The sequence below is a fragment of the Pseudactinotalea sp. Z1732 genome (assembly GCF_049724975.1).
GTDB lineage: Bacteria > Actinomycetota > Actinomycetes > Actinomycetales > Beutenbergiaceae > CALKWS01.
The window spans coordinates 21,013-33,982 of record NZ_JBMPQC010000011.1 but is presented as its reverse complement, the minus strand read 5'-3'; the positions used below and the strand labels follow the sequence as shown (position 1 = coordinate 33,982).

General features: G+C 69.7%; 14 protein-coding genes and 1 riboswitch. Of the genes, 6 read left to right on the top strand and 8 right to left on the bottom strand.

Annotated elements, in window-relative coordinates:
* Positions 1–27: 27 nt before the first annotated feature.
* Positions 28–624: a Dps family protein gene (locus tag ACPL7H_RS16100; protein ID WP_424797810.1), complete on the top strand. Its 597-nt coding sequence runs from the start codon at positions 28–30 to the stop codon at positions 622–624.
* A 63-nt stretch (positions 625–687) separates the two neighbouring features.
* Here the strand turns inward: ACPL7H_RS16100 and ACPL7H_RS16095 are convergent, their stop codons facing one another.
* The 3 genes from ACPL7H_RS16095 to ACPL7H_RS16085 form a co-directional block, all read right to left on the bottom strand.
* The gene (locus tag ACPL7H_RS16095; protein WP_424797809.1) at positions 688–1,092 is read right to left on the bottom strand and encodes an FKBP-type peptidyl-prolyl cis-trans isomerase; all 405 of its coding nucleotides are present in this window, start codon (positions 1,090–1,092) and stop codon (positions 688–690) included.
* 83 nt (positions 1,093–1,175) lie between these two features.
* The gene (locus ACPL7H_RS16090) at positions 1,176–2,174 is read right to left on the bottom strand and encodes an acetylxylan esterase (RefSeq protein ID WP_424797808.1); all 999 of its coding nucleotides are present in this window, start codon (positions 2,172–2,174) and stop codon (positions 1,176–1,178) included.
* Positions 2,175–2,307: 133 nt separating this feature from the next.
* Positions 2,308–3,144 (bottom strand): Bax inhibitor-1/YccA family protein, encoded by an 837-nt coding sequence (locus ACPL7H_RS16085; RefSeq protein ID WP_424788078.1) that lies wholly within the window; start codon positions 3,142–3,144, stop codon positions 2,308–2,310.
* A gap of 332 nt (positions 3,145–3,476) precedes the next feature.
* On the opposite strand from ACPL7H_RS16085, the gene ACPL7H_RS16080 reads away from it, so the two are divergent.
* Positions 3,477–4,412 (top strand): ABC transporter ATP-binding protein, encoded by a 936-nt coding sequence (locus ACPL7H_RS16080; RefSeq protein WP_424797807.1) that lies wholly within the window; start codon positions 3,477–3,479, stop codon positions 4,410–4,412.
* Positions 4,409–5,317: an ABC transporter permease gene (locus tag ACPL7H_RS16075; protein WP_424797806.1), complete on the top strand. Its 909-nt coding sequence runs from the start codon at positions 4,409–4,411 to the stop codon at positions 5,315–5,317. The genes ACPL7H_RS16080 and ACPL7H_RS16075 overlap by 4 nt, the downstream gene beginning before the upstream one ends.
* Before the next feature lie 15 nt (positions 5,318–5,332).
* On the opposite strand, the gene ACPL7H_RS16070 is transcribed toward ACPL7H_RS16075, so the two are convergent.
* Positions 5,333–5,800: a GNAT family N-acetyltransferase gene (locus ACPL7H_RS16070; RefSeq protein WP_424797805.1), complete on the bottom strand. Its 468-nt coding sequence runs from the start codon at positions 5,798–5,800 to the stop codon at positions 5,333–5,335.
* Between the two features lie 335 nt (positions 5,801–6,135).
* Here ACPL7H_RS16070 and ACPL7H_RS16065 point away from each other — a divergent pair, with 335 nt between their 5' ends.
* Positions 6,136–6,672 carry an N-acetyltransferase family protein gene (locus ACPL7H_RS16065; RefSeq protein WP_424788075.1) on the top strand — a complete coding sequence of 179 codons (537 nt, stop codon included), beginning with the start codon at positions 6,136–6,138 and terminating at the stop codon, positions 6,670–6,672.
* 27 nt (positions 6,673–6,699) lie between these two features.
* Here the strand turns inward: ACPL7H_RS16065 and ACPL7H_RS16060 are convergent, their stop codons facing one another.
* A complete protein-coding gene (locus ACPL7H_RS16060) occupies positions 6,700–7,527 on the bottom strand; it encodes a hypothetical protein (RefSeq protein ID WP_424788074.1) in 828 nt (275 codons plus the stop codon).
* 119 nt (positions 7,528–7,646) lie between these two features.
* Here ACPL7H_RS16060 and ACPL7H_RS16055 point away from each other — a divergent pair, with 119 nt between their 5' ends.
* Entirely contained in the window at positions 7,647–9,335 is a 1,689-nt protein-coding gene (locus tag ACPL7H_RS16055) for a serine/threonine-protein kinase (protein WP_424797804.1), read from the top strand.
* A gap of 3 nt (positions 9,336–9,338) precedes the next feature.
* Here ACPL7H_RS16055 and nagA read toward each other — a convergent pair whose 3' ends face one another.
* The 3 genes from nagA to ACPL7H_RS16040 all read right to left on the bottom strand — a co-directional run bounded on the left by nagA (position 9,339) and on the right by ACPL7H_RS16040 (position 12,539).
* Entirely contained in the window at positions 9,339–10,499 is a 1,161-nt protein-coding gene (nagA, locus tag ACPL7H_RS16050) for an N-acetylglucosamine-6-phosphate deacetylase (RefSeq protein WP_424797803.1), read from the bottom strand.
* Positions 10,500–10,567: 68 nt separating this feature from the next.
* Complete coding sequence (locus ACPL7H_RS16045; protein WP_424797802.1) at positions 10,568–11,587, bottom strand: N-acetylglucosamine kinase; 1,020 nt, start codon at positions 11,585–11,587, stop codon at positions 10,568–10,570.
* Positions 11,588–11,633: 46 nt separating this feature from the next.
* Entirely contained in the window at positions 11,634–12,539 is a 906-nt protein-coding gene (locus ACPL7H_RS16040) for a sugar phosphate isomerase/epimerase family protein (protein ID WP_424797801.1), read from the bottom strand.
* A gap of 37 nt (positions 12,540–12,576) precedes the next feature.
* A riboswitch (guanidine-III (ykkC-III) riboswitch) is annotated at positions 12,577–12,643 on the top strand.
* 12 nt (positions 12,644–12,655) lie between these two features.
* Here ACPL7H_RS16040 and ACPL7H_RS16035 point away from each other — a divergent pair.
* Positions 12,656–12,970 carry a DMT family transporter gene (locus tag ACPL7H_RS16035; RefSeq protein WP_424788069.1) on the top strand — a complete coding sequence of 105 codons (315 nt, stop codon included), beginning with the start codon at positions 12,656–12,658 and terminating at the stop codon, positions 12,968–12,970.

Sequence of the window (12,970 nt, the reverse complement as noted above, 5' to 3'; positions counted from 1 at the left end):
GACCAGAGTGCGTCGTATCGTCGAAGGATGACTACCCACGAGGACAACCCGATCACCACCCGTCCCGGCACCGGCTCCTACACGGTGCCCGGCCTGAGCCTGGAGGAGGGCACCAAGATCGCCGAGTTGCTCCAGGACCGGCTGAACGCGCTGAACGACCTGGCCCTGACCCTCAAGCACGTGCACTGGAACGTGGTGGGCCCACATTTCATCGCCGTACACGAGATGCTCGACCCCCAGGTGGAGGAGGTGCGGGCCTGGGTCGATGAGACCGCGGAGCGGATCGCCACCCTGGGCATATCCCCTCTGGGCACGCCCGGGGAGATCGTGAAGAACCGCTCTTGGAGTGACTACAGCCTGGAGCGCGCCACCACCAACGAGCACCTCGGCGCGCTGAACGTGGTCTACGACGGTCTGATCACCGAGCACCGCACCGCCCAGCGAGCGGTCGCCGACGTCGACCCGGTCACCGAGGACATGCTCATCGGGCAGATCAAGGGCCTGGAGTTGTTCCAGTGGTTCATCCGGGCGCACCTGCAGAACACCCAGGGCGAGCTCGCCACCGCTGGCACCCGCTCGGAGGACACCGCCGCCCAGCGCGCAGCGGAAGCGGCCGGGGAGTAGCACCAGGACGCACGAGGGCCCCCGCCGTTCACAGCGGGGGCCCTCCTCGTGTGCTGTGGTTTCTCAGCCGGCGTTCTTGATGTCCACCACGAACACGAGAGTGTCATCGCCACCGATGCCGGCGCGCGGGTTGCCGCCGGGCCCGTAACCCTCATGCGGGGGGATGGAGATCAGCACACGGGACCCGATCTGCTGGCCCACCAATCCGTTGTCCCAACCGGCGATGACCTGGCCGATGCCGATACCGAACTGGATCGAGGAACCCCGGTCGTAGGAGTTGTCGAAGATCCGTCCACCCCAGACCTGGCCGAGGTAGTCCACGTCGATGGTCTGGCCGGCCTCGACCAGCCCGCCGTCACCGCGGCTGAGCACCGCGACGGTCAGATCTGCCGGTGGGGCGGCGTCGGGGAAGGTGATCTCCGGCTTGTCGCCGAAGGATCCGGAGGCTGTGGGCAGTGCGTTGGTCATCGCTCCTCATTTCGCTGCGATCAGCATTGGGGTCAACCGTCCCGGCCACGATAGACACATCGGCGCCGGAGTGCCGCCGGTGCTCATCGACCGAACAACTCGGCCAGCCAGGCCAGGTCCCTGGCCTCCTGGTGCCCGCCGCCGCCCTCGTGGTTGTTGTACTCCCACACCTCGATCTGCTTGCGCACCGGTTCGGATCCACCCTCATCCGCTGCGGTGCCGTAGGCGTTGTAGGAGGCGAAGACCGTGGAGGGCGGGCAGATCGTGTCCATCATCGCCACCGAGTACATCACCGGAGCGTGGGCGCGCTTGGCCAGGTTCACTCCGTCGATGTAGGAGATGGTCCGCCACAACTGCTCGACCCGGTCGCGGTGCACGGCGAGGTAGTCGGCGATCTCCACGAACGGGGCGGCACCGGTGATCTCCACCGCCCGGCGGATGTGCTGCAGGAACGGCACGTGGACCAGCGCCCCGGCCAGTCCAGGCGTGAGGGCGGCAGCCGCCAGCGCGATCGCCCCGCCCTGGCTGATCCCGGCCACCACCACGCGGTCCGGATCGACTCCGGGAAGGGTCCTGCCGGCCTCGACCGCGCGGACGGCGTCGGTGAACAGACGCCGGTAGTAGTACTCGGCCGGGTCGTGCACACCTCGGGTGAGGAAGCCCGGCTTCGAGGGTGTGGTCCCCACCGGGTCCGGGGTGTGCCCGCCCGAATTGCGGTGGCCCTGCCCGCGGCTGTCCATCACCAGGTGGGCATACCCCGCACTGGGGTAGAGGGTGTGCTCGTGCGGTAGCCCCCGGCCACCGCTATAGCCGAGGAAGCTGACCACCAGCGGCAGGTCCGCCGCTACCCCGGCCGGGCGGGAGTACCACGCCCTGATCGGGTGCCCGCCGAAACCCGCGAATGTCACGTCGCGTACCTGAACGTGGCGCAGCCCGGCCTCGACGTCCTGATGGCGAACCTCCAACGCGTGGCCGCGGGCCTGGGCGAGGGTCTGGGCCCAGAAGTCGTCGAAGTCATCCGGCTCGGCCACCGCGGGGCGGTACTGGCGAAGTTCGGTCAGTGGGAGATCGAAGAGTGGCATGAGCAGCGATCGTAGCGGGCCACGGGGCGAACGACGACGGCGCGCCCACCCGGTGGGTGGACGCGCCGTCGTGGGGGTTCGCGCCGGGCGGGCGGGCGCGCTCAGGGGTGCGCGGCGGGCCCGGCCGGGCCGCTCAGTTGTTCCGCAGGATCGCCAGGATCCGGAGGAACTCGATGTACAGCCAGATCAGGGTCACGGTGAGACCGAACGCCGCACTCCAGGCGTAGCGCCGAGCCACCCCGTTCTTGACGCCGCGGGCGATCATGTCGAAGTCCAGCACCAGATTCAGGGCCGCGAGGATGACCGCGAAGGCACCGATCGCCAGACCGATCCATCCCGAGCGCAGGCCGAACTGGCCGCCGATGTCGGTGAACCACATGATGCCGAGGTTGACCAGAACGAACACCGCGTAACTGATGGTCGCGATGACCACGATCTTGGTGAACTTGGGAGTCACCCGGATCTTGCCGCTGCGGAACAGGGCCAGGGTCACGCCGAAGGTGATGAACGTGGCCAGCACCGCCTGCACCACGATGCCGGGATACATGGTCTCGAAGACCCCCGAGATCACACCGAGGAACACACCCTGAGCGACCCCGTAGGCGAGGATCAGACCGGGGCTGGGCTCACGCTTGAAGGCGTTGACCAGACCGAGGATCAGTCCTACCACCAGCCCGCCTACCAGGGCGGCCATCTTCAGTCCGTCCGGGATGAGGAACCATCCCGCGGCAGCCGCGCCGACCACCAGCGCGAGCATCCCGGCGGTGCGGACTATCACGTCCTCATAGGTCATCCGACCCGTGTGCTCCGGGCCGGCATCGGGGCCGTAGTAGGACTGCTCGACCGCTTGGAACTGAGGCTCGTATCCCTGCGGCACCGTTGCGGTGCCGCCCTTGGGTTGGAAGTGCGCCCCGTGCTGGGGTTGCGCCTTGCCGAATTGCGGACTGTTGGACAGATAAGGGTTTGCCATGGACTCTCCTGGTCGCGTCATGGACGTCGGCCGATGTGCCGCACCCATCCTACTGGGCCAGGCGACGGGCAGAAGCACCGTAATCGGCCTCTCACCTCATGTAACGCCGGCGCGGGCTTCGGTGTTCCCGTGCCCTACCTCCCTCCACCGCCCGTGGGGCCCGCGCAGGTACCGGGCGACCCACGTGCGGTTCCGGGGGTGCCAGATGTCATCCCTGGGACCGGTGCGATCTCATCCTCAAGGGGGACGCCGGAACAAAGTGCTGGCCCCTAATGTGAAGGCGCTGGCATCATTCACCTCGCCCGCCGCATCAACCTACGGGGGAACGCACCATGATCGAGGCACGCGGCCTCACCAAGAGATACGGCAGGAAAGTCGCCGTCGACGACATCTCGTTCACCGTCCATCCGGGGCGGGTCACCGGGTTCCTGGGTCCCAACGGTGCGGGCAAGTCCACCACGATGCGGATGATCGTGGGGCTGGACCATCCGACCAGCGGCCAGGTGACCGTTGACGGCAAGTGCTACGCCAAGCACACCGCCCCACTTGGCCAGGTCGGGGCGCTCCTGGAGGCCCGCGCGGTGCACACCTCCCGCACCGGCTACCACCACCTGCGCACCATTGCGGCCACCCACGGCATCCCGCACTCCCGGGTGACCGACGTGATCGAACTGACCGGGCTGGGCTCGGTGGCGCACAAGCGGGTGGGCGGGTTCTCCCTGGGGATGGGTCAGCGGCTGGGGATCGCCGCAGCGTTGCTCGGCGACCCGCGCACGCTGATCCTGGACGAACCGGTCAACGGCCTGGACCCCGAGGGCGTGCGTTGGGTCCGGACGATGATGCGCACCCTCGCCGATCAGGGCCGCACCGTCTTCCTGTCCTCGCACCTGATGAGCGAGATGGCGATCACCGCCGATGACCTGATCATCATCGGCCGCGGCCGGATCGTCGCCTCCGGTCCCCTGCAGGAGGTGATCGACTCGGTCACCGGCACCTCGGTGCGGGTGCGTGCTCCCCGGTCCGGTGACCTTGCTGAGCGGCTCGACCGCGCCGGCGCCTCGGTCGCGCAGGAGGGGCCCGGCGTGCTGGAGGTCGACGGGCTCAGTGCCGAGGAGATCGGTGAGATCGCGGCCGGAGCCGGGTTGGTGCTGCACGAACTCTCCCCCCGCAACGCCAGCCTGGAGGACGCCTACCTCAAACTCACCGCCGACGAGGTGGAGTATCACTCCGGTGGGCAGCCGATCGACGCACAGGCAGGGGCGGCATGAGCCCCGACATCAAAGGAACCGACCGGACCGGAGCAGCCGATCAACGGGGTGCGGGGCTCAACCCCGGCCGCCAGCATCTGGCGGTGCGTCCGACCAGCATGTGGCGCACGATCCGGTCGGAGTGGCTGAAGTTCTGGACGTTGCCGTCCTCGATCTGGACCATCGCGGTCACGATCGTGGTGATGGTGGGCCTGTCCGCCCTGATGGCTTGGGGCTTCACGTTCGATCCGACCAGCCCGGGCGGACCGGCGGACGGCGGCGGGGCCGACGTGACCATGGAGGGCGGGGAGGACTTCTCGCTGACTTCGCTCGGCCTGGTGGCGATCAGTTTCAGTTACAGCGTGGGGCAGATCGTGCTGGCGGTGCTCGGGGTGATGGTGGCCACGAGTGAGTACGCCACCGGTCAGATCCGGTCGACCCTGACCGCTGTGCCCACCCGCCTGCCGGTGCTGGTGGCCAAGGTGGTGATCGTGATCCTGGTGGGCCTGACCCTGGGAGCCCTGGCCGTGGCGCTGTCCTGGTTGGCCACCACCCCGATCCTGGAGCCGCACGGAATGCAACTGGACGTCTCCGAGGAGGGTGCCTGGCGCACCCTGTTCGGGGTGCCGCTGTACCTGAGCGCCATCGCGTTGTTCAGCCTGGGGATCGGGTTCCTGCTGCGGCACACCGCCGGCGCCATCGCAGCCGTGCTGGGCATCCTGCTGGTGCTGCCGATCGTGGGCATGATCCAGATCGACTGGCTCCAGGACCTGGCGCTCTACCTGCCGGCCAGTGCCGGTGAACGCCTGGTGATGGGCGCACCCGATGACGTGCTGACCGAGTGGCAGGGCTTCGCCGTCCTGTGCGGCTACGTCGTCGTCGCCCTGGTGCTCGCCGGGGTGCTGCTGCGCCGCCGGGACGCCTGACCGCCCTACCGGTGTTCAGTTCAGGCGTCGGCTGAAGTGGTGGCCGACGATGTCCATCCCGGCACGCAGGTAGAATCGGTGCGCCCGGTGGCGCTGGACACCGGAATCCAACTCGATCCGGGTACAGCCCGCGTCCCTGGCCCGCTCGGTCAGCGCGTTCAGCAGGATCGCGCCGTACCCGCGGGACCGCTTCCCGGTGGCGGTGGCTAGATCGTCCACATAGAACTTCCGGATCGCGCTGGTGTTGGCGATGATCCGCCAACCCGCTACCGCCACACAGCGGTCCTGGTGGAACAACGCGGTGAACCGGAGACCTTGCCCCTCTCCCTCGGCCAGCACCTGATCGAGGAGTTCGGCGGTCAGGTGCGGGCGCAAATCCTGCAGGACGGCGAGAATGTCCGGCCAGGTGGCGTCACCCGGCTCGAGGTCCACCAGGTGCGGGCTCTCGTTCGGGTCGGGAGAGGTCACGTCGCGTTGAGACACCCGGCCGATTCTAACGTTGCCACGCTCGCTGCCGGCCGATGGCGCCGTCGATGAGGGTGCCGGCCGACCACCGCCACGGTGGTCTGCTCGCGGCGCCGGCAGCAACATGCCGTAGCAACTGTGCGGGCCAGCCACGGGCCGTCCGCAGGGTGGCACAGAATAGCCCCTGTGGCATGACGATGTGACATATCGGCACCATCTCGGGGACACTGGACTCCGAAACGGTCCGAGCCCGCCCGGGACGGCTATGCCCAACGCCGCACCAGCAGCACCGCGAGGCGGCGTACCAGAGCGGCGACCGGTCACGATCTGCACGAGATAGGGACAACGAGACGATGACGGAACAGCAGCGGCAAGGGACGATCGGCGTGCGGGACGCCGGACCCGAGGACGCCGAGTTCCTGATCGATATGTTGCTCGAAGCGGTGAACTGGACCGGCGAGGAACGGATGAAGCGGCGCCAGTTGCTGCGCGACAAGACCCTGTCCCACTACGTGGCCGGCTGGCAGCGCGCCGGGGACCTCGGCGTGATCGCGGTGGACACCGGCGGACCCGCCGGGCTGCAGATTCCCATCGGTGCGGCCTGGCTGCGCCGGTTCGACTCCCACCACCCCGGTTACGGCTACGTCGCCGACGACGTGCCCGAACTGAGCATCGGGGTAGCGCAGCAGCACCGGCGCCGGGGCATCGGCTCAGGCCTGCTGCGCACGCTGTTCGCCCGCGCCGAGGCCGCCGGGATCCGGCGAGTCAGTGTCAGCGTGGAGGACGGGAACCCCTCGGAATCGCTGTTCGCCGCGGCCGGGTTTACCGTCGTGGGCCGCAACGGGAACGCTGACACCATGGTGCTGGACCTCTCGGCGGCCGACGCCTGAACCCAGTCGCCACGCCCACCGGCAGGTCTACACCGTCGCGAAGTAGACGACCTCGGTGGACCCGGCTCGGGCGAGTTTCACCTCGAAGCGGCCGATCACCATGCCCGAGGCGTTGATCAGGTAGACCACGTGCGCCGATCCCTCGGTCGCTTGCGGCAGGGCGACGACGAAGGTGGAGTCGGAGGATCCGACCACCGAGGCGAGCACATCCAGGGCGACCTCGTCGGTGTTCGCCCCGCCACTGAGTTGCGCCACGGCCTCGAACGCACGCGCCTCGACCAACTCCACATATCGGCGCACCGCCCCCAACGGCGAGCGCAGCCCGGAGCCGGAGTCCAGTCCGCGCACCGACCCGCTGCTGAGCACCTCGCCGACACTGTCCAACTCCTCTCCCCGCCAGCCGACCGCGAAGGTGACGGTCTGCTCGTGGGTCGGGCCCTGCCGGACCGCACGCTGGTGCCAGACGGTGGTGGCCACGATCAGCCGCCCGTCGACGTCCCCGAGGATCTCGACGTCGCGGACATCGAACTCCACCTCCGTGACGCGCCCCGGGGTGGTGGCCGCCGCTGCGGTGCGGGCCAGTTCGGTCCCGGTGGCCAGGGCGAACCTGGTGGCCTGATCCCCCAGCCCGACCGCATCCCTGAGTTCGGCTGCGGCCTGCGCCGGGGTGGCGTCGCTGGAGATGTACTGCGCTGCCCCGGGGCCGCTGACGAGGAAGTGTTCGTACAACTCATTCAGGAGCACCTCGAAGGTGCGCGCCTGGGACTGCACCTGCGCGTCGGGCGCTTGAGTGGGCTCGGGCACCGTGACCGGCGCGGGCGGTGTGCATGCCGCGAGTACTACCGCCAGCACCACAGCAACACTCCACCGCACGTGCCGCACCAGCCACCCCCTAGGATCAGATCGTCAGTTCGTCTCTTGACGGCACAAGACTAGGCCTCAGCGGCCGATGATGGGAGTTCGGGGGTCACCGCGTGGCGAAGTCGAAGCAGCCCGCGCCTGAAATCGAGGGCTACACCTACGTGCGCACCATCGGCCGTGGCGGCTTCTCCGACGTGTTCCTGTACACCCAGCACATGCCCCACCGTGAGGTGGCGATCAAGGTCTTGCGCACCGACGCGTTGACCGACTCACTGCGCCGCCAGTTCGCCGCTGAGGCCAACCTGATGGCGCGGCTGTCCAACCACATCAACATCGCCTCCATCTACGACGCCGATATCGATGACGAAGGTGAACCGTACCTGGTGATGGAGTACTGCTCCGGGGGCTCGCTGGGTGACACCTACCGGCACTACCCGATGTCGGTGCAGGACGTGCTGAGGATCGGGGTGCGGCTCAGCGGTGCGCTCGAGGCGGCGCACCGGGCCGGGATCGTGCACCGCGACATCAAACCGGGCAACATCCTGCTCACCGAGTACGGGGTTCCGGTGCTGTCGGACTTCGGGATCTCCACCATCGACGAGGAGTTCCCCGAGGCCACCATGGCCCGCGCCCGGGTGTACTCCTACGAGTCCTCCGGCACCGACGCCGACTCCGACGCCGCGATCGGTCTCAGCCTGCCCTGGGCGGCACCGGAGACCCTGGGAGACCCGCCCGTCTCCGACACCCGCTCGGACCGGTACTCCCTGGCCGCCACCTTGTACTCGCTGCTGGAGGGACGTTCCCCCCACGAGATTCCCCACGGCCCGAACAGTGCCTCGCACCTGACCGGTCGCATCCAGTCCGGCTTCGTGGCAGCGATGCAGCGACCCGACCTGCCGGACTCGCTGGTGGCCGTGCTGCGAAGGGCGATGTCCTTCGATCGTGCCGCACGCTATCCGGACTCCTATGCGTTCGGCCAAGCGCTGCGGGAGATCCAGCGCGAACTGGGCCACGACCTCACCCCCCTGGACCTACCCCGTGGCCACGAACCGGCGGCCACGCCGCCGGACCCCGCCCACAAGGTCGCGCCGCCGAACCCGGCCGATGTGGTGAGCCTGCCCGCTGGGCATCCCACGCTGGTGCCGCCGGAGCAGGCACCACCCCCACCCCGCGCCGGCGCGCACACACCAGCACCGGCACCGGTCCCCTCGCCTCCACCGGCCCGTACCTCCGCGCCGGCGACGGCCTCGACGGCACTGCCCGCGAGTGCTGCGCCCGGCGGACGCCACCGTCGTCGCCGCCTCCCGGCCGTGCTGGCCGGTGCCGCCGTGATCCTGGCGCTGGTGATCACCGGCGGGATCTGGCTGCTGAACCGGCCCGCAACCTATGAGGGTCCCGCGGTGGAACACCTGACGGTGACCGAGGACGGCGGCCGGATCCAGGTGGCCATCCCGCAGGATCTGGCCCCGCCGGAGGAGGTGCAGACACGGGTGGTGCGTCACGGCTTGGGACCGGTGGTGGAGGAGGGAGCGGTGGTGTCCCTCTCCCTGGGCCACACCTCCTGGATCCCCGGCTACGAGGTGAGCCTGGACCCGGGTGCCAGCGAGGAACGCCATCGCGACGTCACCTTGTCCGCAGCCGAGATCGAGGAACTCCTCGGGGAGCCGGTGGTGGGCCGCAGCGTGGACAGCGTGCTCCTGGTGGTCGCTCCACGTGGATACTTCCCCGACGAGGCACCGGATCTGCGGATCGACTACCCCTATAGCCAGTTGGCCGCCCTTCGCATCACCGGTTCCCGCTGAGCCTCACGCCGCCGGGACCCTCTGGTGCCGGCTCGTCCCGTCCGCCCACACCTGCTCCACCTGCAACCCGGTATCCAGCAGCACCGCGTCGGCGGCGTAACCGGGAGCAAGGGAGCCGAACCGGTCCGCCAGGCCCAGCGTCCGCGCCGGGGTACTGGTGGCAGCCTGGATCGCATCGGGCAGCGGGATCCCGATGCGCACCGCCTGACGGACCGCGGCGTCCATGGTCAGCGTGGAGCCGGCGATCGAGCCGGTGGAATCCAGGCGCGGCACCCCATCGGTGACGGTCACGGCCTGCCCGCCGAGTTCGTAGGCACCGTCCGCACAACCGGCGGCCGCCATCGCGTCGGTCACGTAGGCGATCCGACCAGGGGCCATCTCATGCAGGAGGCGTACCATCCGGGGGTGCACGTGCACGCCGTCGTTGATCACCTCACAGGTGACGCCGTCCCGTTCGGTGGCCGCCAGCACCGGGCCAGGGGCGCGGTGGTGGATCGGGGCCATCGCGTTGAAGGCATGGGTCAGGATGGAGGCCCCGGCGTCGAAGGCGGCACCGGCGTGGTCGTAATCGACCGCTGAGTGCCCTACCGCGACCCGCACCCCGGCCCGGAGCAGTTGTTCGATCGCGCCGCGCGCGCCGGTCAACTCGGGTGCGATCGTGACCTGTGCCAGGTAGCCGTCGGCTGCGGTCAGCATGGCATCGATATCGGCCTCGGTGGGCTCCCGGAGAAGGGCCTGGTCATGAGCACCGCGGTGCGCCGGACTCAACCAGGGACCCTCCAGGTGGATCCCCAGGACCAGCGGGTCGGCGGCGCAGACCTGCCGGGCGTCCGACACCTGGTCGCGCAGATCGGGGATAGTGGCGGTGACCATCGACAGCACCGACCGGGTGGTGCCGTGACGACGGTGATAGCCCAGGCCCTGATCGATCGCCTCGGTTCCGCCGGCGAAGGCGCCGCCGGCGCCACCGTGGCAGTGGATGTCGATGAGCCCGGGGATCAGCAGCCCGGTGCCGTGCACCACCTGGGCAGCGTCCGGCGCGGCGCCGGTGCCGACGGCGGTGATCCCGGCGCCGGTGAAGGCCACCCAGCCATCGGTGTGCTCAGCACCATCGGTGATCATCCTCGGTGCGCGCAGCACCACGTCGGCAGCCGGATGAGTCATGACCGTCAACCTACACCGAGGCAGGGACCGGTCCGAGTGCCCGGTAGCGGTGCAGGTACCACGCCGGCTCAGGGATCCGCGCTGGTGCACACTCCGCGGTGGGGCAGGTCGGTGCGCGCGGCGATCAGCGCAGCGCCCTCCAGCGACGTACCCTGCGGCGCGACCCACTCCAGCGTGAATGAGGCCCCCTCCTGAGCACGCCGACTCAGGTCGGCGCGGAAGCGCTCTGGCCAGGCGGAGAGGCCACCGATCATGCAGCACCGCACCACGGCGCCGGGCGCTGAGCCCGCACCCCGCCCGCCCGTGGAGGCCCGGACGCCGTCGGGCGTCGCATCACCGGCGGGCGCGGTGGCCCGTGCGGCAGCCCGCACCGTGGCCCCGAGCGCTTCGGTGGCGCGGGCCAGGATCTGTGTGGCGACCCCATCACCGCCCCGGGCACCGACAAGCACCTGGGGCGCGAAGGACGCCAGCACCGGAATGGCTGCGGTGGCATCGCCGAGCCGGGCGGGCAGGGTGCGCAGGTCACCGAACTCCTCCTCGGCGACCGCCCGCAGCGCCGTCCGCGGACCGCGGCCGTCCAGTGCCCGGCAGGCGGCCATCAGGCCCTCTCGCCCGATCCACCAGCCGCTGCCCTCATCCCCCAGGGTCTGCCCCCAGCCGTCCACCTGAACCAGGCCGCCCCCGCCGTCGAAGGTGATCGCCACCGACCCGGTGCCCGCCGCCAGCACCACCCCGTTCGAGCCGCCGAGGGCGCCGGCGTGAGAGGTGACCGAGTCCGAGGTCACCAACGCCCGTGCCGCGAAGCGGTCGGCGAGCATCCGGGCTACCTCCGCGGCCGCGCGGGGTGCGGCTGCAACACCGGCTGCGCCCAGGCACACCGCGTCCACCCCGGTGTCGGGGACCTCACCGGCGACCAGCGCCCCCTCGATCGCCGCCATCGCCGAGGCCGGACCCTCGGGGTGGGACATGCCCAGGGCACCGCTGCCCCGCCCCAGCCACTGCTGGGCCGCGCTCTCGCGGCGAAGTACGCGGCATCCGGTCTTACCGAGGTCGATCGCCAGGACGGTCACGTACCACGTGTAGTCCATCGGGGTCCGGTGCCGCAAGCCTCATCGGCCCGGCCTCCGGGGCGGGTCAGACGGTCGGCGTCGCGGTCGTGAGGTTCCGGGCTCGCCGACGCTCGTTGGCACCGGCGCGCAGGTGGGCCCGGGCGAAGTCCAGCGCGGCGGCAAGGTCGGCCCGCACGTGCTCAGCGCTGGGTGCCTTGCGGGTCTGGACCTCCACCACCACGTCACCGGACCAGCCGGTGCCGGCCAGTTCCCGCAGCACCTGGGCGCAGGGCTGGGTCCCGCGACCGGGAACAAGGTGCTGGTCCATGATCGAGGGCACACCGTCGGCCAGGTGCAGGTGGCTGACCCGGTCGCCGATGCGGCGCAGCAGTTCGAGCCCGTCCTGTCGGGCGACCGCGGCGTGGGACAGGTCCAGCGTGATGTTCTCGTAGTCGCGGTCGGTGGGATCCCATCCGGGTAGGTAGGCGTTCACCTTCCGGCCTCTGACCTGCCAGGGGAACATGTTCTCCACCGCGACCCGAAGGCCGGTCGCGGTGGTCAGTTCATGCACGTGCTCGGCGAATCCGTGGGCGTAACGTCGCTGCCACCGGAACGGGGGGTGCACCACCACGGTGGAAGCACCGACCTCCAGGGCCAGGTCCGCCGACCGTTCCAGTTTCGGGCCGGGCAGCCTTCCCCAGACGTTCTGGCTGAGCACCAGGGAGGGGGCGTGGATGCTGGTCACCGGGACGCCGTACTGGGCGGACAGGTCCTGCAGCGCCCGGGCGTCCTGGGAGTACCGGTCGGACCAGACCATCACCTCCACGCCGTCGTAGCCGAGTTCGGCCGCGGCCTGGAAGGCGTGCGGGGCGCGGGAGGGGTACACCGCGCTGGTGGACAGGGCCACCCGGATCTCCTCGTTCCCGGCGGACGGTGCTGCCCGTCCGCTGTCGAGTCCGGTCCCTCGTCCGGCGTCTTTCGGTTCGCGCATGATTGCCACGGTAACCCGTGCGGACTAAAATCGATAACCGGGGCCCGGCGATCGGACCCGCGGACGAGGGAGCAGTACCCGCACCACGACAAGACTGACTCATGGAGGTGTCAGTCATGGCGTGGACGATCCTGGTGCTCTCCGGCGCACTCGAGGCGGTGTGGGCCGCAGCCCTGTCGGCATCGGACGGATTCCGCAAGTGGCGGCCCACCGTCCTGTTCGCGGTATCGATGACGGTCAGCATGGCCGGCTTGGCGTATGCCATGGTGTCCCTGCCCACCGGGACCGCCTATGCCGTGTGGGTGGGAATCGGGGCGACCTTGACCGTGATCTGGTCGTTCGCCACCGGTCAGGAACGCGCGAGCCGGTGGCGCATCCTCATGCTCGTGCTATTGGTGGCCTGTGTGGTGGGCCTGCGGGTGGTGAGCTGA

Coding starts and splice junctions, on each gene's coding strand:
- ACPL7H_RS16100 (WP_424797810.1), top strand. CDS start 28: ATGACTACCCACGAGGACAACCCGATCACCACCCGTCCCGGCACCGGC.
- nagA (WP_424797803.1), bottom strand. CDS start 10,499: ATGACTCATCCGGCTGCCGACGTGGTGCTGCGCGCACCGAGGATGATC.
- ACPL7H_RS16075 (WP_424797806.1), top strand. CDS start 4,409: ATGAGCCCCGACATCAAAGGAACCGACCGGACCGGAGCAGCCGATCAA.
- ACPL7H_RS16035 (WP_424788069.1), top strand. CDS start 12,656: ATGGCGTGGACGATCCTGGTGCTCTCCGGCGCACTCGAGGCGGTGTGG.
- ACPL7H_RS16045 (WP_424797802.1), bottom strand. CDS start 11,587: ATGGACTACACGTGGTACGTGACCGTCCTGGCGATCGACCTCGGTAAG.
- ACPL7H_RS16095 (WP_424797809.1), bottom strand. CDS start 1,092: ATGACCAACGCACTGCCCACAGCCTCCGGATCCTTCGGCGACAAGCCG.
- ACPL7H_RS16080 (WP_424797807.1), top strand. CDS start 3,477: ATGATCGAGGCACGCGGCCTCACCAAGAGATACGGCAGGAAAGTCGCC.
- ACPL7H_RS16040 (WP_424797801.1), bottom strand. CDS start 12,539: ATGCGCGAACCGAAAGACGCCGGACGAGGGACCGGACTCGACAGCGGA.
- ACPL7H_RS16085 (WP_424788078.1), bottom strand. CDS start 3,144: ATGGCAAACCCTTATCTGTCCAACAGTCCGCAATTCGGCAAGGCGCAA.
- ACPL7H_RS16090 (WP_424797808.1), bottom strand. CDS start 2,174: ATGCCACTCTTCGATCTCCCACTGACCGAACTTCGCCAGTACCGCCCC.
- ACPL7H_RS16065 (WP_424788075.1), top strand. CDS start 6,136: ATGACGGAACAGCAGCGGCAAGGGACGATCGGCGTGCGGGACGCCGGA.